The 20,000-nt window shown below is 75.4% G+C and carries 13 protein-coding genes; 3 read left to right on the forward strand and 10 right to left on the reverse strand.

All coding sequences use genetic code 11. From position 1 onward, the window contains the following. Positions 1-58 precede the first annotated feature (58 nt). The 4 genes from AB0E83_RS22950 to AB0E83_RS22965 form a co-directional block, all read right to left on the reverse strand. Positions 59-886: a hypothetical protein gene (locus AB0E83_RS22950; RefSeq protein WP_362114835.1), complete on the reverse strand. Its 828-nt coding sequence runs from the start codon at positions 884-886 to the stop codon at positions 59-61. Between the two features lie 75 nt (positions 887-961). Further along, positions 962-1,738: a hypothetical protein gene (locus AB0E83_RS22955; RefSeq protein ID WP_362114838.1), complete on the reverse strand. Its 777-nt coding sequence runs from the start codon at positions 1,736-1,738 to the stop codon at positions 962-964. 168 nt (positions 1,739-1,906) lie between these two features. Then, complete coding sequence (locus tag AB0E83_RS22960; RefSeq protein ID WP_362114871.1) at positions 1,907-5,224, reverse strand: ATP-dependent DNA helicase; 3,318 nt, start codon at positions 5,222-5,224, stop codon at positions 1,907-1,909. Between the two features lie 413 nt (positions 5,225-5,637). Next, entirely contained in the window at positions 5,638-6,069 is a 432-nt protein-coding gene (locus AB0E83_RS22965; RefSeq protein ID WP_362114841.1) for an MGMT family protein, read from the reverse strand. Positions 6,070-6,279: 210 nt separating this feature from the next. Here AB0E83_RS22965 and AB0E83_RS22970 point away from each other — a divergent pair, with 210 nt between their 5' ends. From AB0E83_RS22970 to AB0E83_RS22980, 3 genes are all read left to right on the forward strand, one after another. Beyond that, entirely contained in the window at positions 6,280-8,925 is a 2,646-nt protein-coding gene (locus tag AB0E83_RS22970) for a lysylphosphatidylglycerol synthase transmembrane domain-containing protein (RefSeq protein ID WP_362114844.1), read from the forward strand. Positions 8,926-9,185: 260 nt separating this feature from the next. Continuing rightward, on the forward strand, positions 9,186-10,763 hold the full coding sequence (locus tag AB0E83_RS22975) for an alpha/beta hydrolase (RefSeq protein WP_362114847.1): 1,578 nt from the start codon (positions 9,186-9,188) through the stop codon (positions 10,761-10,763). 52 nt (positions 10,764-10,815) lie between these two features. Continuing rightward, the gene (locus AB0E83_RS22980) at positions 10,816-12,330 is read left to right on the forward strand and encodes an alpha/beta hydrolase (protein WP_362114850.1); all 1,515 of its coding nucleotides are present in this window, start codon (positions 10,816-10,818) and stop codon (positions 12,328-12,330) included. Positions 12,331-12,390: 60 nt separating this feature from the next. Here the strand turns inward: AB0E83_RS22980 and moeZ are convergent, their stop codons facing one another. From moeZ to AB0E83_RS23010, 6 genes are all read right to left on the reverse strand, one after another. Next, positions 12,391-13,569 carry an adenylyltransferase/sulfurtransferase MoeZ gene (moeZ, locus tag AB0E83_RS22985; protein WP_362114853.1) on the reverse strand — a complete coding sequence of 393 codons (1,179 nt, stop codon included), beginning with the start codon at positions 13,567-13,569 and terminating at the stop codon, positions 12,391-12,393. Between the two features lie 63 nt (positions 13,570-13,632). Continuing rightward, complete coding sequence (locus tag AB0E83_RS22990; protein ID WP_362114856.1) at positions 13,633-14,391, reverse strand: spherulation-specific family 4 protein; 759 nt, start codon at positions 14,389-14,391, stop codon at positions 13,633-13,635. Then, on the reverse strand, positions 14,379-15,350 hold the full coding sequence (locus AB0E83_RS22995) for an NAD-dependent epimerase/dehydratase family protein (protein ID WP_362114859.1): 972 nt from the start codon (positions 15,348-15,350) through the stop codon (positions 14,379-14,381). Before AB0E83_RS22995 ends, AB0E83_RS22990 begins: the two co-directional genes overlap by 13 nt. Positions 15,351-15,474: 124 nt before the next feature. After that, complete coding sequence (locus AB0E83_RS23000; protein ID WP_362114862.1) at positions 15,475-17,013, reverse strand: hypothetical protein; 1,539 nt, start codon at positions 17,011-17,013, stop codon at positions 15,475-15,477. Between the two features lie 13 nt (positions 17,014-17,026). Beyond that, positions 17,027-18,679, reverse strand: coding sequence for a glycosyltransferase (locus AB0E83_RS23005; protein ID WP_362114874.1), 1,653 nt, complete (start codon positions 18,677-18,679; stop codon positions 17,027-17,029). A gap of 560 nt (positions 18,680-19,239) precedes the next feature. Continuing rightward, on the reverse strand, positions 19,240-20,000 hold a 761-nt coding region (locus AB0E83_RS23010), incomplete at its 5' end, for a DUF3152 domain-containing protein (protein ID WP_362114865.1).

Genomic DNA, 20,000 nt, shown 5'->3' on the forward strand with positions numbered 1-20,000 from the left:
GCGACTTCTCTCTGACGGCCGGTCAGCTGACGGGGGGTCGGTCCCGGGGGCCGGAGGGTCAGGCCCGGGTGCCGGGGTCGAGCCGGGAGAGGTCGACGGTCTCGTCGGCCGGCGGGGCGGTGACCTTCACCGGGCGGTCGTAGTCGGAGAGGGTGACCGTGCCGGACTCGTCGCCGCCGGTCCTGACGACCTGGCGGATGTAGGGCTTGCCCTCCTGGGCGACGGAGACGGTGGTGGTCTCGGTCCGGTCGGTGCCGTCCCCGGCGGGCTCCTTCTGGACGAGGGTCGCCACGGGGGTGCCGTCGACCTCGCGGTCGGGGCCGCGGGTGAGGCCCTCGCGGCGGTCGTCGCCGAGGCCGTCGAGGAGGGAGTCGAGGTCGCAGACCTCGCTGAGGTCGGAGCTGCCGGTCTGGCCGGGGGCGATCTTGAGCCAGCGGCCCTCGACGAGTTCGATGACGGGCCCGATCTGGTTCTCGGGGACGCCCTGGGAGGTCATGGAGAGCCTCCAGAACGCCTCGTCGCCCTTCATGTAGGTGATGCCGTCGAGGCGGCGGAGTTCGGCGGTGCCGTCGTCGATGCCGATGCGGCCGGTGCAGGAGCCCCGGTCGTCGACGGAGAAGTCGACGTCGAGCTTCTGGCCGTCGGTGACCATCTTCCCGGTCATGCGGAGGGAGTCGGCGGAGCGGGTGGCGTCGACGGCGCGGTCGGCGATCCGCTCGGGGGTGAGCCCGTCGAAGGGGTCCGGGGACGGCGCCAGGAGGGCGTCGGCGGGTGCGGCCGGTGCCGGCGCCGCCCGGGCCGCCGCCGGGGCGGGGCCCACGACGGCGACGGCGGCGCAGACGGCGGCGGCCGCGCGGAGCCTGGGGTGGCTGGACTGGGACCTCATACGAGCCTCCTCGCCCCCCGGACCCTGTCACCAGGGTCGCCCCACGCGCGCGTGGCCGCTACTCGGTGCCGGGGGTCAGCTGCCGGCGCCGGCCTTCATGAGCGCCTCCATGTCCATGACCTGGTCGGCCGGCGGCGGGGTGACGTTCAGCGGCTTGTCGTAGTCGGAGAGGGTCATCTCGCCGGGCTCGTCGCCGCCGGTGGAGACGGTGCGGAGGATGTACGGCTTGGCCGAGTCCTTGGCCACGTAGACCGTGTCGACCTCGCCCTTCTCGTTCGCCTTGCTCTTGAGGACGACGGCGGGGGTGCCGTCGACGTCGGCGTCGGCCTCGCGGGTGAGGCCCTTGGTCTCGGTGTCCTTGTCCATGTCGGCGAAGAGCGTCTTCAGGTCGCAGAACTCGCCGAGGTCGTTGGAGTCGGCCTCGTCGGCGGGCATCTTCATCCAGCGGCCGTTGAGGAGGGTGGCGAGGGCGGCGGACTCCTCGGGGGAGGAGCCGTCCTCGTCGCCGGCGGTCTTGAAGAAGGCCTCGTCGCCCTTCAGGTAGGTGAAGCCGCCGGTGCGCATCACTTCGGCCTTGCCCTCGGCGCCGACGCCCATGGTGCCCTGGCAGGTGCCCTTGTCGTCGACGCTGAAGTCGATGGCCATGTCCTGGCCGTCGTTCTTGATCTTGCCCTTCATGTGGACGGAGGTGGCGGCCTTGGTGGCCGCGACGGCCTTGTCGGCGATCGCGTCGGCGGAGAGGCCCGCGAAGGGGTCGGCGGGCTTGTCGTCGCCCTTGCCGCAGCCCGTGAGGCCGACGACGGCGGTCAGACAGATCGTCGCGGCGGCCCAGAGCTTCCGGTTGGCCCTCATGCACGTACTCCTCAGCGTGTTCGATGCGCTTCGATGTGTTCGAAAGCGAATATCCACAGGTTTCTTTCACGCGGACCTTATGCGGTACCGCGCAAGCAGGGACGACCCGGGGTGGACAAAGGATGCGCGACCGGGAATGTGACTCGCGTCACTCCCCCGTCCGGCCGCTCAGTCGACGACCTGCCGGCCCTCGGGACGGGCGCTGCACGCGGCGCGGAAGGAGCAGGTCGCGCAGTGCTGACCGGTCGTCGGGGCGAAGCGCTCGTCGAGGACCCGGCCGGCGGCGGTGGCGAGCAGGTCGCCGATCCACTCCCCCTCCAGGGGCTGCTGGGCCTGCACCTTGGGCAGGGCGTCGCCGCCCTCCTTCTTGGGCGCGGCCTGGCGCAGCTGGACGAGTTCGGCGCCGCCGGGCTCGGGGCGGCGGCCGCCGAAGACCTCGTCGAGGGCGCCCTCGCGGACGGCGAGCTGGTAGACGGCGAGCTGCGGGTGGTGGGCGACCTCGTCCCGGGTGGGGGCGGACTTGCCGGTCTTGAAGTCGACCACGTAGGCGCGGCCCTGCTCGTCGGTCTCCACGCGGTCCATGGAGCCGCGGATGCGGACCTGGTACTCCCCCGCGTCCAGGGTGACGTCGAAGCCGTGCTCGGAGGCGGCGGGGGTGCGGCCGCCGCGGTCCATGACGTGCCAGCGCAGGAACCGTTCCAGGGCCACGCGCGCGTGCCCCTTCTCCTGCTCGGACTTCCAGGGGGCGTCGAAGGCGAGGGCGTCCCACACGGTGTCGAGCCGGGCCATGAGGACGTCCAGGTCGGCGGGGGTGCGGCCGGAGGCGACCTCGTCGGCGAGGACGTGGACGACGTTGCCGAAGCCCTGGGCGGCGGAGGCGGGTTCGGCGGCCTTGACCTCGCGGCCCAGGAACCACTGGAGGGAGCAGGTGGCGGCCAGGTTCTCCAGGGCGCTCGGGGAGAGCGCGACGGGCCGGTCCCGGTCGCGCAGCGGCACGGCGGAGCGGGTGGGCTCGTACAGGCCCCACCAGCGGTCCGGGTGGGCGGCCGGGACCAGCGGCTGGCCGTCCTCGTCGGTGAGGGCGGCCAGTTCGGCGAGGCGGCGGACGGCGGCGTCCCGGAGCGCGGGCGAGGCGTCCGGGTCGACGGTGGTGGCGCGCAGTTCGGCGACGAGCGCGGAGACGGCGAGCGGACGGCGGGGGCGGCCCGGCACCTCCTTCGGTTCGGTGCCGAGCTCGGTGAGGAAGCGGGAGGGCTGGTCGCCGTCCTCGGCGGGGGCCTTCACCGCGGTGACGACGAGCCGGTCGCGGGCGCGGGTGGCGGCCACGTAGAAGAGGCGGCGCTCCTCGGCGAGGAGGGCGCCGGGGGTGAGCGGTTCGGCGAGGCCGTCGCGGCCGATGCGGTCGGCCTCCAGGAGGGAGCCGCGGCGGCGCAGGTCCGGCCACAGGCCCTCCTGGACGCCGGCGACGACGACGAGGCTCCACTCCAGGCCCTTGGAGCGGTGGGCCGTCATCAGGCGGACGGCGTCGGGGCGGGTGTGCCGGCGGGTGAGGGTGTCGGCGGCGATGTCCTGGGCGTCGAGCTCCTCCAGGAAGTTGAGCACGCCGCGGCCGCCGAGCCGCTCCTCGGCGCGGGCGGCGGTCTCGAAGAGCGCGCAGACGGCGTCGAGGTCCCGGTCGGCGTTGCGGCCGGCGGGGCCGCCGCGGAGGGCGGCGCGCTCCAGGCGGCCGGGCCAGGGCGTGCCGCTCCACAGCGCCCACAGGGCCTCCTCGGCGGTGCCGCCGTCGGCCAGCAGCTTCCGGGTCTCCTGGAGGAGCCGGCCGAGGCGCTGGGCGCCGCGGGCGTAGGCGGGGTCGTGGGCGGCGAGCCGCTCGGGCTCGGCGAGGGCGCGGGCGAGGAGGACGTCGGAGGGGGGCGGGAGCCTGTCGCCCGCGGCGCGTTCCTCGTCGCGCAGGGCGCGGCCCAGACGCCTCAGGTCGGCGGGGTCGATGCCGGCCAGGGGGGAGGCGAGGAGTTCGAGGGCGGTCTCGACGTCCAGCCACCCGGCGGTCCCGTCCGGTGCGGACTCCTCCGGCGCGGGGTCGGTCCCGGGGGCCGGTGCGGCGCCGTCGGGGGTCGCGCCCGCCCGCTCCGCGGGGGGTCCCCCCTGGACGGAGTCATCGGAGGAGGGACGCGTGCCCGCGCCCGGGGCCGCCCGGCCCCTCGTCGCCACCGCCCGCAGGGCCAGCAGCAAGGGGGCCACCGCCGGTTCGTGGCGGAGGGGGGTGTCGGCGGCGTCCGTCTCCACGGGGACGCCGGCGGAGGTGAGGGCGCGGCGCAGGGAGGGGAGGGCGGCGGCGGCACGGGTGAGGACGGCCATCGAGGCCCAGGGGACGCCGTCCTCCAGGTGGGCGCGGCGCAGCAGGTCGGCGATGTTCTCGGCCTCGGCGGAGGCGGTGGGGTAGGTGTACGCCTCGGCCCGGCCGCCGTCCCGCACCGGCGTCAGGTCGCGGTGGGCGCGGACCTTCTCGGCGGGGAGCCGGGTCATCGGCATCCGCCGGGTGAGCTCCCGGGTGGCGGCGAGCAGGCCCGCGCCGGCGCGGCGGGAGGTGCCGAGGACGCGGACGGGGGCCCCGCCGAAGGCGGCGGGGAAGTCGAGGATGCCGTTCACGTCGGCGCCGCGGAAGGCGTAGATCGACTGGTCGGGGTCGCCGAAGGCGACGACCGTCCGCCGGCCGCCGCCGGTGAGCGCGGTGAGCAGCCGGACCTGGGCGGGGTCGGTGTCCTGGTACTCGTCGACGTAGACGGCGTCGTACGCGGGGAGGGCTGCGGTCCGTTCGGCGAGGAGGACGGCCCGGTGCACCAGCTCGGTGTAGTCGAGGACGCCCTGGAGGTCGAGGACGTCGAGGTACTCGGCGAGGAAGCCGGCGGCGGCCTTCCAGTCGGGGCGGCCGACGCGCTCGGCGAAGCGGCGGAGCTCGTCGGGGCCGAGGCCGAGCTCGCGGGAGCGGGCGAGCACGGCGCGCACCTCGTCGGCGAAGCCGCGGGTGGTGAGGCAGGCGCGCAGTTCGTCGGGCCAGCGGACGCCGCCGACGCCGGTGCGCTCCAGGTCGATCTGGCCGGCGAGGAGTTCGCGGACGGCGAGGTCCTGCTCGGGGCCGGAGAGCAGCCGGAGGGGTTCGGCGAAGAGGTCGGCGTCCTGGTGGGACCGGAGGAGCGCGTAGCAGTACGAGTGGAAGGTGGTGGCCTGGGGCGGGCGGCGGCCGCCGAGCCGGCCGGCCATCCGGTCGCGGAGTTCGACGGCGGCCTTGCGGCTGAAGGTGAGGACGAGGATCCGCTCGGGGTCGGCGCCGCGTTCCACTCGGGCGGCGACCGCCTCCACCAGCGTCGTCGTCTTGCCGGTGCCGGGTCCGGCGAGGACGAGGAGCGGCCCCCGGTCGTGCTCAACCACCGCCCGCTGGGCTGCGTCCAGCTGAGGGGGGTCCACCGGGGCCGGGGCCGTGCGCACCAGCCGGTACGCGCCGGGGGTCCGCTGCCGGCCCGCGCCCGGGTACGGCTGTCCCTGGTGCGGCGGCGTTGGCCGGGTGGTGGAGGAGGAGCTCACGTGGTTGGCCGGTCCTGGTCGGTGGTGATGCGGTGCCGGTGCCGCGGGTGGTGCCGGTGACGGCGGAGGCACGGAGGGGGGTACGGGCTCCGGCACGCGCGCGTACCGGTGTCCGCGCCCGTGCCCGGGTCCGTACCGCCGTCCCTGTCTCCGCCGGGTCCGGCGCCGGGTGCGGCACGCCCGCCGACGTTACGCGAAACCGGGCGGCCGCGGGCCCCGCTCGCCGGGACCGGGCGGCCGGGGACCCGGCCGGAGCGGGGGCGGGGCGGGGCGGTGTGAGATCCCGCACGCCGGGTGTCGTCGCCGTGCCGCGCGGCTCATTCCGCTTCGCGGGCACCGCCGTCGCCGCCGGTGCCGGGGGTGCCGTCCCATCGGGCCCGGCGCATGTCGATCCTCGGGAGGTGCCCCTCGGCGGCCGGGCCGCGCTCGCGCAGCGGGGTGCCCTCGGCGCGGTAGTGGCCGAGGGCGCGCAGCTCGTGGCCGGGCAGCAGGGTGCCGTCGGCGCGGACGACCCGCCACCACGGGGCGGAGCCGCCGTAGAGGGCCATGACCCGGCCGACCTGGCGGGGGCCGCCCTCGCCGAGCCATTCGGCGACGTCGCCGTAGGTCATCACCCGGCCCGGCGGGATGCGGTCGGCGACGTCGAGCACCGCCTCGGCGTACGGGGGCAGCTCGCCCCCCGGTGCGGAGTCGTCCGCTCCGCTCGCTCCGGTCCGTCCCACGGGTCCCTCCAGGCTCATCCGGCTCATCCTGCCTCACCCCACCGACATGGCCCTGATGCCTCCGCCGGGCGGCTCTTCGTGCCACCATCGTCCGGGCGGTGACCGGTGATACGAGATCAACAGCGACATACACAGACAGAGCCAGCGGAACCAGCGGAGCCGACGGAGCTGGCGAATCCGACGGATCTGGCAGAGCAGACAGAACCGATAAAAGCGCACGCAGAGATGGACATGGTGATGGGTCAGGACACTCAGCCTCCCGGTGAGGCCCGGCCCGACGTGCCCGAGCGGGTGTCGGGCGACGAGCCGCTGCTCGCCGCCCGTGTCCACCGGCCCTCCGACCTCATGCGCCTGCTGGCCGGGGTGCTCGCCATCGCCCTCGTCCTCGCCATCTCCGCCTTCGCCCACGGCACCACGTCCGGCCTGGAGCAGGACATCAACAAGGGGGCGGTCGGCGCCCCCGACGTCTTCGTCAAGATCGCCGGGCTCGTCTCGTCGATCGCGATCCTGGTCCTGCCGGTCGCCTTCGCCATCGAACGCCTGGTGAAACGGGACGGGCTGCGGATCGCCGACGGCGTGCTCGCGGCCGTCCTCGCCCACGGCGTGACCCTCGCGATCGACCTGTGGGTGGCGAAGGCCGCGCCGGACACGATCCAGGACGCGCTGACCCAGCCGGCGAGCGGCGGCGGGCTGACCGATCCGGTGCACAACTACCTCGCGCCGGTGATCGCGTACATGACGGCCGTCGGCATGGCCCGCAGACCGCGCTGGCGGTTCTCGCTCTGGGCGGTGCTGCTCCTCGACGCCCTCACCATGCTGGTGGCGGGCTACACCACCGCCTTCTCGATCATCCTCACCGTCCTGATCGGCTGGACGGTGGCGTACGGCACGCTGTACGCGGTCGGCTCCCCGAACGTGCGGCCGACCGGCCAGACCCTCCTCGCCGGACTGCGCCGGGTCGGTTTCCGGCCGGTGACGGCGCTGCGCGCGGAGGAGGGGCCGGAGACCACGGAGAGCGGGGACCGGGGCCGCCGGTACCTGGTGACCCTGGAGTCGGGGCCGCCGCTGGACGTCACGGTCGTCGACCGGGAGCAGCAGGCGCACGGCTTCTTCTACCGGCTGTGGCGGCGGATCACCCTGCGGACGGTGACCACCCGCCGGTCGATCGTCTCGCTGCGGCAGGCGCTGGAGCAGGAGGCGCTGCTCGCGTACGCGGCGATCGCGGCCGGGGCGAACGCGCCGAAGCTGATCGCCACCTCGGAGCTGGGCCCGGACGCGGTGATGCTCGTGTACGAGCACATCGGCGGGCGGAGCCTGGACTCGCTGGACGACTCCGAGATCACCGACGAGCTGGTGCGGAGCGCGTGGCGGCAGGTGAAGGCGTTGCAGTCGCGCCGGATCGCGCACCGCCGGCTGTCGGGGGACGCGATCCTGGTGGATCGTTCCGGCAGGGTGTTCCTGACGGATCTGCGCGGCGGTGAGATCGCGGCCGGCGATCTGGTGCTGCGGATGGACATCGCCCAGTTCCTGACGACCCTGGGCCTGCGGGTCGGGGCGGAGCGGACGGTGGCGGCGGCGGTGGAGGTGCTGGGGCCGGACGCGGTGGCGGACTGCCTGCCGCTGCTCCAGCCGATCGCGCTGAGCCGGTCGACCCGCGCCACCCTGCGGAGGCTGGCCCGGGAGCGTTCGCAGCGGGAGCGGGAGGCGGTCCTCGCGGCCTCGGAGGCGGCGAAGCGGGAGCGGGAGCTCGCCAAGGCGGCGGCGCACGCGGGGCGGCCCGCGCCCGGCGCCGATCCGAAGGCCGAGAAGGCCGAGAAGAAGGCGGACAAGAAGGCGGAGAAGCGGGCACTCGACGAGGCCCTGGACGAGGCCCGCGAGGAGGACCTGCTGGCGCAGATCCGCCGGCAGGTGCTGCTGATCCGGCCGCAGGCTCCGGTGGAGCCGGTGCGGCTGGAGCGGATCAAGCCGCGGACGCTGATCTCGATGATCGCGGGCGCGGTCGCCGCGTACTTCCTGCTGTCGCAGATCGCCCGGACGCCGCTGTCCACGGTCAGCCAGGCGGACTGGCGGTGGGTGGCGGCGGCGGTGCTGTTCTCGGCGGTCAGCTACGTGGCCGCGGCGATGAGCCTGCTCGGTTTCGTGCCGGAGCGGGTGGGGTTCTGGCGGACGGTGGTCGCGCAGGTCGCCGGCTCGTTCGTGAAGATCGTCGCCCCGGCGGCGGTCGGCGGCGTCGCCCTGAACACCCGTTTCCTCCAGCGCTCGGGCGTGCGCCCGGGGCTCGCGGTGGCGAGCGTCGGCGCCTCGCAGCTCTTCGGGCTGGGGGCGCACATCCTGCTGCTGCTCCTGTTCGGCTACCTGACGGGGACGGAGAAGTCGCAGTCGTTCACGCCGTCGAGGACGGTCATCGCGGGTCTGCTGACGGTCGCCGTGCTGGTGCTGGTGATGACGGCGATCCCCTTCATGCGGAAGTTCGTCTCGACCCGGCTGCGGTCGCTCTTCGCGGGCGTGGTGCCGCGCATGCTGGACGTGCTCCAGCGGCCGCTGAAGCTGGTCACCGGCCTCGGCGGGATGCTGCTGCTGACCGGCGCGTTCGTCCTCTGCCTGGACGCGTCGATCCGCGCCTTCGGGCACGGGAACGCGTCGATCAGCTACGCGAGCGTGGCCGTGGTCTTCCTCGCGGGCAACGCGCTCGGTTCGGCGGCCCCGACGCCCGGCGGCGTCGGCGCGGTCGAGGGCGCGCTGATCGGCGGTCTCATCGCGGTGGGCCTGCCCATCGACGTCGCCACCCCGGCGGTCCTCCTCTACCGCCTGCTGACGCTGTGGCTGCCGGTCCTGCCCGGCTGGATCTGCTTCAACTGGCTGACGCGGCAGGAGGCGCTGTAGTCCCTCCCCGGGCGCGGCGGACGGCGAAGGGGGCGGCCGGCCAGGGGTCCGGCGGGGCGGCCGCGAACAGGACGGGGGCGCGGCGGCCCGCGCGGCGACGGGCCCGCGGACGGCCGAGTCGGCGGCGGGGACGGTAACGGGGCCGGGGCCGGGGACGGGCGGGGTCCGAGGGGATCCTCCGGACCGGCTCCGGAGGCGTCCGACACCCGCTTGGGGGTGCGTCACGGGCGCGGCCGGGCGGGGCGGCGGAGCATGGGGGCATGCCGATCTCCGCCGCCCAGCGCGCCGCCGTCCTCGCCGTCTCCGCCGTCCTGTGCCTGACCGGCTGCTCGGACGACTCCGGCGACGGGTCGTCCGCGGCCACCCGCCCCGCCGGCACCGGCGGCCTGTCGGAGCTGACGGAGCAGCAGCTGGAGTGGGACACCTGCCCGCCGCCGTCCCCGGCGGAGGGCGGCGGCGCCGCGCCGACCCCGCTGCCCGGCGGCACGGCCTGGGAATGCGCCTTCCTGCGGACCCCGCTGGACTGGTCCCAGCCGCAGGGCGAGGTGATCGAACTGGCCCTGATCCGGGCGAGGGCCAGGGACAACGCCCGCCGCATCGGCTCCCTGGTCTTCAACTTCGGCGGCCCCGGCGGCTCCGGCGTCACCGGCCTGCCCGGCTTCGCCGCCGACTACGAGAGCCTGCGCTCCCGCTACGACCTGGTCTCCTTCGACCCGCGCGGGGTGGGCCGCAGCGAGCCCGTGGAGTGCGCGACGGACAAGGAGCTGGACGCGTACTACGCGCTGGACTTCACCCCCGACGACCAGGCCGAGGAGCGGACGCTGTCCGACGCGCAGAAGAAGTACGCGGCGGGCTGCGAGAAGGACGCCGGCAAGGTCCTCCCGCACGTCGGCACGGAGGACGCGGCCCGGGACATGGACCTGCTGCGCCAGGTCCTCGGCGACGACAAGCTGCACTACTTCGGGATCTCGTACGGCACCGAGCTCGGCGGCGTCTACGCCCACCTCTTCCCGGAGCGGGTGGGCCGGGCCGTCTTCGACGCGGTCGTGGACCCGGACGCGGGCGTCGAGGAGGGCGCCCTCGGCCAGGCGAAGGGCTTCCAGCTCGCGCTGGACAACTTCGCGCAGGACTGCGTGGACCGGGGCGACGAGTGCGCGCTGCCGGGTACGACGGTCGCCGAGATCGAGAAGGACGTGACCGACCTCCTGGCCCGGCTCGACAAGGAGCCGATCGCCGGCATCGGCAGCCGGAAGCTGACGCAGACCCAGGCCACCAACGGCATCGCCCAGTCGCTGTACTCGAAGGAGTTCTGGCCCTACCTGGAGCAGGGCCTGGAGGCCGCGGACGGCGGCGACGGCGCCCTCCTCCTCGCCCTCTCCGACTCCATGAACGGGCGCGGCGAGAACGGCAGTTACAGCAACATCCAGGCCGCCAACGCCGCCATCAACTGCGTGGACTTCAAGGAGCGCTACACCCTCGGCCAGGCCAAGGAGCGGCTGCCGCAGTTCCGCGAGGCGTCCCCGGTCTTCGGCGACTTCATGGGCTGGGCCCTCTCCAGCTGCTCGCAGTGGCCGGTGTCCGGCCTCTGGGAGCACCCGGACGTCTCCGCGCCCGGCGCGGCGCCGATCCTGGTGATCGGCAACACCGGTGACCCGGCGACCCCGTACGAGGGCGCCCGCGCGATGGTGAAGGCGCTCGGCAAGGGCGTCGGCGTGGAGCTGACGTACGAGGGCGAGGGCCACGGCGCGTACAACGGCGGCAGCGCCTGCGTGAAGAAGGCCGTCGACGGCTACCTCCTGAACGGCAGGGTCCCCGCCTCCGGGACCGTCTGCAAGTGACCGCGCCCCGGCCCCCTAGGATGACGGCCGGTCTCGCTCCCGGGGGGTTCCCATGTCCATACGCCGGCGCCTGACGGCCCTCGCCGTCGGCGGAGTGCTGGTCACCGGCTGCACGGGGACGGGCGCGCCGTCCCCCTCCCCCACCGCCGCCGCCACGCCGCCGGTCTCCGACGCGAAGCCCTCCGGCCTTCCCGCCGCCCTCACCGGGCAGCGGCCCGACTGGAAGCCGTGCGAGGGGGCCGGCGACGAGTGGCGCTGCGCCACCGTGAAGGTGCCGCTGGACCACGCGGAGCCGGCGGGCGCCACGCTGCCGGTCGCCCTGATCCGCAAGGAGGCGACCGACCGCGAGGGCCGGATCGGTTCGCTCCTCTTCAACTTCGGCGGGCCCGGCGCCTCCGGGGTGGAGATGCTGCCGCAGCTCGCCGGGGAGTACGCCGCGCTGGGCGAGCGGTACGACCTGGTGGGCTTCGACCCGCGCGGGGTGGGCCGCAGCTCCGGCGTCGTCTGCCGCACCGACGCCGAGCAGGCCGCCGCCGAGGCCCGCGTCGACCCCACCCCGGACACGCCCGCCGAGGAGGCCGCCTACCTGAAGGACGCGGCGGACTTCGGCGCCGGCTGCGCCCGCCGCTCCGGCACGGTGATCCCGCACACCACCACCTCGGCGACCGCCCGCGACCTGGACCTGATCCGGCGGGTCCTCGGCGACGAGAAGCTGCACTACTTCGGGATCTCGTACGGCACCCAGCTCGGCGGCGCCTACGCCCACCTCTTCCCCGGGAACGTGGGCCGGCTGGTCCTGGACGCGGTGGTCGACCCGACCGCCGACGCCACGGGCCACGCCCGGCACCAGACGGTCGGCTTCCAGCGGGCCCTGGACAACTACCTGAAGAGCACCGGTCAGAGCCCGGCGGCCGGCACCGAGCGGATCACCCGGCTGCTCGCGGGGCTCGACGAGAAGCCCCTGGAGGCCGGCGGCCGGCGCCTCACCGAGGGCCTGGCGCTCACCGGCATCGCGGTGACCCTCTACGCGGAGTCGGGATGGCCGCTGCTCACCGAGGCCCTGGCGGCCGCCGAGGCCGGGAACGGCGCCCCGCTGCTGCGGCTCGCCGACGTCTACAACGACCGGGACGAGCAGGGACGTTACGCCACCCAGTCGCACTCCCAGCGGGCGATCTCCTGCGCCGACTCCAGCGCGCGCCCGACCGCCGCGGAGGCGAAGGCGCTGCTGCCGGAGTTCCGCCGCCTCTCCCCGGTCTTCGGCGCCTTCCTCGCCTGGGACACGGCCGGCTGGTGCGCCGGCTGGCCGGTGGCGGGCGAGGCGAGGACCCCGGAGGCGTCCGCCCCGGGCGCGGCCCCGGTCCTGGTCGTGGGCACGACGGGCGACCCGGCGACCCCGTACGAGGGCGCGGAGCGGATGGCGGAGGAGCTGGGCGAGGGCGTCGGGATCCTGGTCACCAACAAGGGCGAGGGGCACGGCGCGTACGGCACCTCGGCGTGCGTGACGCGGACGGTCGACGCGTACCTGCTGGACGGGAAGGTGCCCGCGTACGGCACGACCTGCGGGTGACGCCGGACGCGCGCGAGGCCCCGGACCGGTGCGCGGTCCGGGGCCTCGCGTCGGGGCCGGCTAGTAGACCGGCTTCTCGGGCTCGATCTGGTGGACCCAGCCGATCACGCCGCCGCCGACGTGCACGGCGTCCGCGAAGCCCGCGGACTTGAGCACGGCGAGGACTTCCGCACTGCGGACACCCGTCTTGCAGTGCAGGACGATCTTCTTGTCCTGCGGGAGGTCCTGGAGGGCGCTGCCCATCAGGAACTCGTTCTTCGGGATCAGACGGGCGCCGGGGATGGAGACGATCTCGTACTCGTTCGGCTCGCGGACGTCGATGATGTCGATGTTCTCGCCGTCGTCGATCCACTCCTTGAGCTGCTTGGGAGTGATCGTCGCGCCGGCCGCCGCCTCCTGGGCCTCCTCGGACACGACGCCGCAGAAGGCCTCGTAGTCGATGAGCTCGGTGACGGTCGGGTTCTCGCCGCAGACCGCGCAGTTGGGGTCCTTGCGGACCTTCACCTGGCGGTACTGCATCTCCAGGGCGTCGTAGATCATCAGGCGGCCGACCAGCGGCTCGCCGATGCCCGCGAGGAGCTTGATGGCCTCGTTGACCTGGATGGAGCCGATGGACGCGCAGAGCACGCCCAGGACGCCGCCCTCGGCGCAGGAGGGGACCATGCCCGGCGGCGGGGGCTCCGGGTAGAGGCAGCGGTAGCAGGGACCGTGCTCGGACCAGAAGACGGAGGCCTGGCCGTCGAAGCGGTAGATCGAGCCCCAGACGTACGGCTTGTTCAGCAGCACGCAGGCGTCGTTCACCAGGTAGCGGGTGGCGAAGTTGTCGGTGCCGTCGACGATCAGGTCGTACTGGCTGAAGATGTCCATCACGTTGTCGGCCTCGAGCCGCTCCTCGTGCAGGACCACGTTCACGTACGGGTTGATGCCGAGCACGCTGTCGCGCGCCGACTCCGCCTTGGAGCGGCCGATGTCGGCCTGGCTGTGGATGATCTGGCGCTGGAGGTTCGACTCGTCGACCTCGTCGAACTCCACGATGCCGAGCGTGCCGACACCGGCCGCGGCCAGGTACATGAGGGCCGGCGAGCCGAGGCCGCCGGCGCCCACGGCCAGCACCTTGGCGTTCTTCAGCCGCTTCTGCCCGTCCATGCCCACGTCGGGGATGATCAGGTGGCGGGAGTACCTGCGGACCTCGTCTACGGTGAGCTCGGCAGCCGGCTCGACCAGGGGTGGCAGCGACACGGGGACTCCGTTGGTCGGTATGTCAGTACGGTTGTTCTCCCCGTAACACTGCCACGCCCCTTCTCATTCCGAGACACCCGGTCCGATACGCGAGACGATTTCGTCCCAGTAGCCGGGCAGCGAGTGAAATGGCGCACTTTGTCCCCGGCCCCCGGGGCCCGGGGTGCGGTCGGTGAAGAAGATCGTCCCCGCGCCCTGCCAGCGGGCGATCCGCAGCGCCTCGTCGAGGTGGGTGCGCGGCACCCCGTGGACGAAGTGCGCGAACTTCCCCTCCGGGTAGTCCGCCGTCCACTCGGCCACCTGTGACCAGCGGTACTCCGCCCAGGCGCCGGAGAAGGTCACCAGCTGGTCCGCCGCCTCCGCGTAGCCGGGGTACGGATGGCCGCCGTGGCCGAGGACGAGGTGGGCGTCGCCGCCGAGGAGGGCCGACAGGGTCGTGGTGACCCTTCTCACCCCGGCCAGGTCCGTCCGGTCCGTGGGACAGCGGTCCAGATAGAAGCCGCCCACCCGGTACCAGTCGACGAACCGCTGGGCCTGCGAGACCAGCTCGCCGAAGGGCCGCGAGCCGTGCGCGAGGTCCAGGTGCCCGAGGACCCGCACGCCGGCGTTCCGCAGCCGGCCCGCGGTCTCCAGGCAGTGCGGGTCGGGGCGGCTGCCGGGGCCGTCGGAGACGTTGAGCACCGCCCAGTGCACGGGCGTCCCGGGGCGGGTCAGTTCGGCCCACTCGACCGGGGCGAGCAGCGGGTGGGCGTAGCCGGGGGCGCCCACGCCGAGCGCCCGGACCGTCCCGGCCGTGGTGCCGGTGCGCGTCAGATGCGACACGCCGCCTCCATCCAGATGTCGGCGAGCGACTCCTCCAGGTTGATGCGGGGGCGCCAGCCGAGCCGGTCGCGGGCGGTGCGGACGTCGGCCTGCTGCCAGGGTCCGCAGCCGTCGGGGTACGGGAACGGGGCGGCGGCCAGCTGTTCGGCGATGGTCGCCTCGGTGCGCGGGGCGCCGATGACGGGCCGCTGCGGGATGCCGTGCGGGCCGTCGACCTCGTGGAGGTTGCCCGCGTAGCCGGCGACCCGGGCGAGGACGGCGGCGGCGTCGCGGAGCCGGACGGCCCGGCCGGTGCCGATGTTGACGACGCCCTGGGCGGCGGAGAGGGAGGCGGCGTGCACGGCCCGGGCCACGTCCCGGACGTCCACGAAGTCCCGCTGCACGCCGAGGCCGCTGAGCTTGAGCTCGCCGTCGCCGGCCTGCATGGCCCGGCGCATCGCCTCGGCGAGCCGGCCGAGCGGGGAGCCGGCCGGGGTGCCGGGGCCGACCGGGGAGAAGACCCGCAGGACGACCGCGTCGAGGCCGGAGCCGAGGACGAGTTCGGTGGCGGCGAGCTTGGAGACGCCGTACGGGCCGCCGGGGCGCGGCACGGCGTCCTCGGCGGTGGAGGAGCCGGGCTGGCTGGGCCCGTACTCGGAGGCGCAGCCGACCTGGACGAGCCGGGCGCCGCAGCCGCTGCGGCGCAGGGCCTCGCAGACGGTGGCGACGGCGACGGTGTTGTGCCGGGTCAGTTCGCGGGCCCCGCCGCGGGTGGCGCCCGCGCAGTTGACGACCACGCCGGGGTGGACGGCGTCGAGGAAGCGGGTGAGCGCGCCGGGGCTGCCGGTGGCGAGGTCGAAGCGGACGTCGGCGTCGTCGCCGCGGCCGAGGGCGGTGAGGTGGACCGCCGGGTCGGCGAGCAGCCGGTCGGCGACGAAGCGGCCGATGAAGCCGTTGGCTCCGAGCAGTAGCACCCTCATCGTGCGGCCCCTTCGTGCCGACCGGCCGGTGCTGGGGAGGGAGGGGTCATGGTCTTGGTTCTCCTTGAGGGTGGTGAGTCGGGGTCCGGGCGCCCGCGGCGTCGGCTCCGCGGGTGTCCCGGGGTCAGGGGGTGGTGTGGGCCGAGGCCCGGGCGAGGGCGCCGGTGGCGTGGGCCAGCAGGCCGAGCGCGGCGGCGCCGCAGGCGAGGGCGGGGAGGGCGCCGGTCCCCCAGGCCGCGACGGCGGTCCGTACGGGGACGGCGAGCGCGTCGAAGCCGGGGAGCGGCAGCCGGGCGGCCAGCACGCTCGCGAGGCCGAGGGCTTCGGCGGCGCAGGCGGCGGCGAGGGCGGCGGACGCGGTCCCGGGGTGTCCGTGGACCGCGAGCAGCCGGGCGAGGAGGAGCAGGGTGCCGAGGGCGAGCGCGCCGGCGGTGGGGCCGGTGGGCGCGAGCAGGGCGGTGAGGGCGGCGAGGTGGAGGAGGACGGCGGCGAGGAGCCACGCGCGGGTGCCGGCGGCGAAGTCGGCGAGGCCGCGGCCGGTGGCGATGCGGCGGCGGGCCCGGTCGGCGAAGAGGTGGGCGCACCAGGCGGCGGGCGCGACGGCGAGCGCGAGCCCGAGGAGCGGGGCGGGGTCGAGGGCCCAGCCGCCGTCGGGCCCGCCGGCGAGCACCTGCGCGAGGAGGCCGTCGCCGGCGACGGCGTACGCGAGGAGCCACAGCGTCCACAGCCGGGCGGCGGGCGCGGCGGCGGGGGCGTGGAGGGGTCCGCGCCGGACGGCGAGGACGAGCGCGCCGGCGAGTCCGAGCGCTCCGGCGGTCCCGGCGGCGAGCCGGGCGGCCCCGTCGAGGTGGAGGAGGGCGGGCACGAGGAGGGCGGCGGCGGCTCCGGGGGCGAGCGCGGCGAGCGCCCACGGGGCGCGGGGGCCGGGGTCCTCCTCGACGGGCGCGGGCTCCAGGTGGGCGCGGGGCACGCGCGCGTACAGCTCCTCGGCGAGGGAGAAGACGTCCCGGTGCCGGTAGCGGGCGGCGGTGCGGTCGGTGAAGCCCCGCGCTTCGAGCCCGGCGGCGATCTCCAGCGGGTCGACGGCGCGGGCGCACAGCTCCCGGTGCCGGTGCATCAGCACCTTGACGGGGTCGCCGCCGCGCCGCGCCTTCGTGACGGGCGCGGCGTCGGCCCCGGCGACGGAGGCGGCGGCGGGCGGCTCCCCCCAGGCGGCGCCGGGCCCGGGGGCGACGGGCCCGTCGGGGAGCGGGGCCGGCCCGGACACGGCCGGTTCGGGTACGGACTCCGCCCCGGGCGCGGCCGGTTCGGGCACGGCCGGTTCGGACGCGGCCTCCGATGCGGGCTCGTCGTCCGGCGCGAGCGCGGCGTCCTGTACGGGCTCGTCGTCCTGTGCGGGCGCGTCGCCGGCGGGGGGGTCGGCGGGCGTCGGGCGGGGCGGGCCGAAGGCGGAGAGGAGGTCGTCCAGGGCGGTGGCGCCGAGGGCGGGGGCCGGGGGCCCGGGCCGGGGGTCCGCGTGGAGGTCGAGGGTGGGGAGCGGGCCCGCGGGCCCCGGGGCTATGGGGGCGGGGGCGGGTTCGGCGTCCACCGCGGGGGCGCCGAGGAGTGCCTCGGAGCGGGCGTCCCAGGCTCCGGGACTCGTCGGGGCGGCGGGGCCGCGCATGGGGGTGCCTCCTTCAGGCATCGGGGGCTCCTGTGCCCGCGGGGACGGCCTTCGGCGCCCAGCCGCCGGGGAGGTGCGTCTCGGCGGGGTGGGCGAAGGGCACGTCGGACCCGGTGTGGTGGCGTACCGGCGCGTGGGAGAGGAGTTCCAGGTAGAGGGAGCGGAACGCGGCGAGGTTCTGCTCGACGGTGAAGAGTTCGAGCGCGCGGGCGCGGGCGGCCGCGCCGAGCCGATGGCGGCGCTCGGGGTCGCGCAGCAGCGCGAGGCAGGCGTCGGCGAGCGCCCGGGGGTTGCGCGGGGGCACGACGAGCCCGGTGCCGCCGATGATCTCGACGACCGCGCCGACGTCGGTGGAGACGGTGGCGCGGGCGCAGAACATGGCCTCGACGAGGCTGGCGGGGAAGCCTTCGACGGTGCTGGAGAGGACGACGACGGCGGCGGAGGCGTAGACGTCCTCCAGGGTGGGGGCCTCGGGGCCGCCGAGCTCCTCGAAGGAGACGGGGTTCTCGCCGACGGCGTGGGCGCCGGCGGCCTCGTCGGGGAAGAGCTGGGCGGCGAGCGCGGCGCACTGCGCGAGGTAGGCGCAGGGGGCGGCGCCCCGGTCGGGTTCGCCGTCGGCGGCGGGGACGGAGACGATCCGCAGCCGGGTGCCGGGCTGCCGGGCGCGGAGTTCGGCGAAGGCGTGGAGGAGGGCGACGAGGTCCTTGGCGGGTTCGACGCGGCCGATCCAGACGAGGGTGCCGGGCTCGCCGCTCGTCTCGTCCTCGCCGACCTCGGCGAAGCGCTCGGCGGGCATGCCCGGGTGGACGGTGCGGACGCGGTCCCGGTCGGCGCCGAGCTTCTCCTGCCAGCGGCGGGCGTGGGCGTTGCCGGGGGTGAGGAGCGCGGCCTGACGGTACGTCTCGCCGGCGAGGCGGCCGTGGAGGGCGGCGAGCAGGGTGCGCAGGGCGGTGGAGCGGCCGGCGGTGGGGCCGAGGTAGTGGGCGCGCAGTCCGACGCCGTACTCGGTGACGAGGAGGGGGGTGCCGAAGAAGCGTTTGGCCAGGAGGCCGGGGAGGGCGACGGTCCCGCCGGCGGTGGCGTGGCAGAGGTCGGCGGCGCCGAGGGTGGTCTCGTCGTACCAGTCGAGGGAGAGGGGGCGCAGGGCCCGCTCCAGGTGGTCGGCGAAGGCGAGGTGGTCGCGGAGTCCGGCCGCGGCGGCGGCGCGGCGGGCGCCGGGGGCGCGGCAGGCGGACTCCAGGAGGCGGACGGCGTCGTCGGAGCGGAGGGCGCCGGGGAGGCCGCCGCTGTCGCGGGCGAGGTCGGCGAGGGCGCCGAGGCCGGCGGAGAAGGCGTGCGCGGGGCCGTCGCCGGGGGCGTGTCCGGCGTCGTCCTCGGCGGTGAGGCCGGTGGCGAGGGCGTGGAAGCCCTCGGCGAAGCGGCGGCGGTCGCGGCGGCCGTAGGCGCGGCGGCCGGCGCGCTCGGGCGGCCCGGCGGGGAGGGCGCCCTCGCCGGTGGCGGGCACGGGCCGGGTGTGGGGAGGCAGCGGGACGCCGGGGAGGGGGCCGCCGACGGCGTAGAGGTCGAAGTCGTGGGGGGCGAGGCCGCGGACGAGCCGCTGCCACCAGGCCCCGGTGTCACCGGTGGCGCACGGGGTGCCACCCTCCGTGAGCAGTCCGATCCGCACGAGCACACACCCCCGGTCTCCCTTGACGGCGCCCGCCGTTCCCGTCGGTGGCGCGCGGCTGTTCTCCCTCGGCGGGACCCCTCGACGGGAATCCCGCGGCGGGAAGAACGTAAGCGCAGGGACCGGTGGCACGACGGACGGTTGTCCGTCGCACCACCGGAAGGGGTGAATGCACGTAACTTTCCCAGTCCGGTCGCGTTCCGTCGCGGTACGCGCCGACGGCGTCACGGAGGGTCAGATTCCGGTGGGCGCGGGCCCTTCGGCCGCGACCGCCGCGGGGCGGCGCGGAAGAGCGGGAAGAGCGGGCGGAAAAGGCCCGCCCGCGTGAACTTCACCGGGGGAAAAGGGAATTCCGCGGGTGACGGGAATGCGCCGGAGGACGGAGCGGGCGCGCGTCCGCGGGAAATGCGGGCGCGCCCGGAAAAGGGAGGAGTCGCCGGGGCGCACCCGAAAGGCACCCGGAACGAAAAGCGCCGGGGGATGCCGGCGACGGAGAACGCCGACGACGGGACGCCCGGTCGCACCGGGGGGAACCGGCGCGCCGGGGAACGGCGCGGCGCTCAACTCCCGGGGTGCACCCAGGGGTTGGGGCGGCAGCGGATGCCGTCGATCTCCAGGGACTTCGTCTGCTGCTGCATCACCGGCGCCAGGGCCCCCGGCGTGCGGCACGAGACGTGGTTGTGGCCGAGCCGGTGGCCGACCTCGTGGTTGATGAGCATCTGCCGGTAGGCGTGCATCGCCTTCGGCCCGAAGGTCTCCGAACCCCGCGCCCACCGGAAGGCGTTGATCATCACCCGCTCGGTGGAGGCCGAGTCGCAGGAGACGTTGTCGATGGTGGTGTCGAGGCCGGACTTGGCGCACCACGTGCCGGTGGTGCCGGGGCTGGCGAGGGTGATGACGAAGTCGGGCTGCCCGCTGGAGATCCGCTCGAAGGTCATGGCCCCCCGGCCGGCCCAGCTGCGCTTGTCGTTGAGGGTCTCCTGGACGGCCCGGGCGAAGAGCTTGGCGTCGAGGCCGAGGCCCTTCTCGACGTCCACGCGGTAGCGGTACTTCTGCCCCGTGCCGGGTGCCTTGTCGAGGCCGGGCACGGCCTCGAACTCGCCGGAGCCGGACAGCTTCGGGTCGATCGGGAACTGGCGGGTCATCAACTGCTCGTAGGTGGGCGCCGGGACACGCTTCACCGGCGCCGGGCTCGCCGGGGCGGCCCGCTCGTCGGAGCGGGAGGCGGAGTGGACCAGCTGGGTCGCGTTCGAGTGCGGGGGGCAGTCGGAGCTCGCCGCCCGTCTGCTGGCCGCGGACGCGGACCTGTCCGCCGCAGGCT

It is taken from the genome of Streptomyces sp. NPDC035033 (genome assembly GCF_040636735.1).
Lineage (GTDB): Bacteria > Actinomycetota > Actinomycetes > Streptomycetales > Streptomycetaceae > Streptomyces.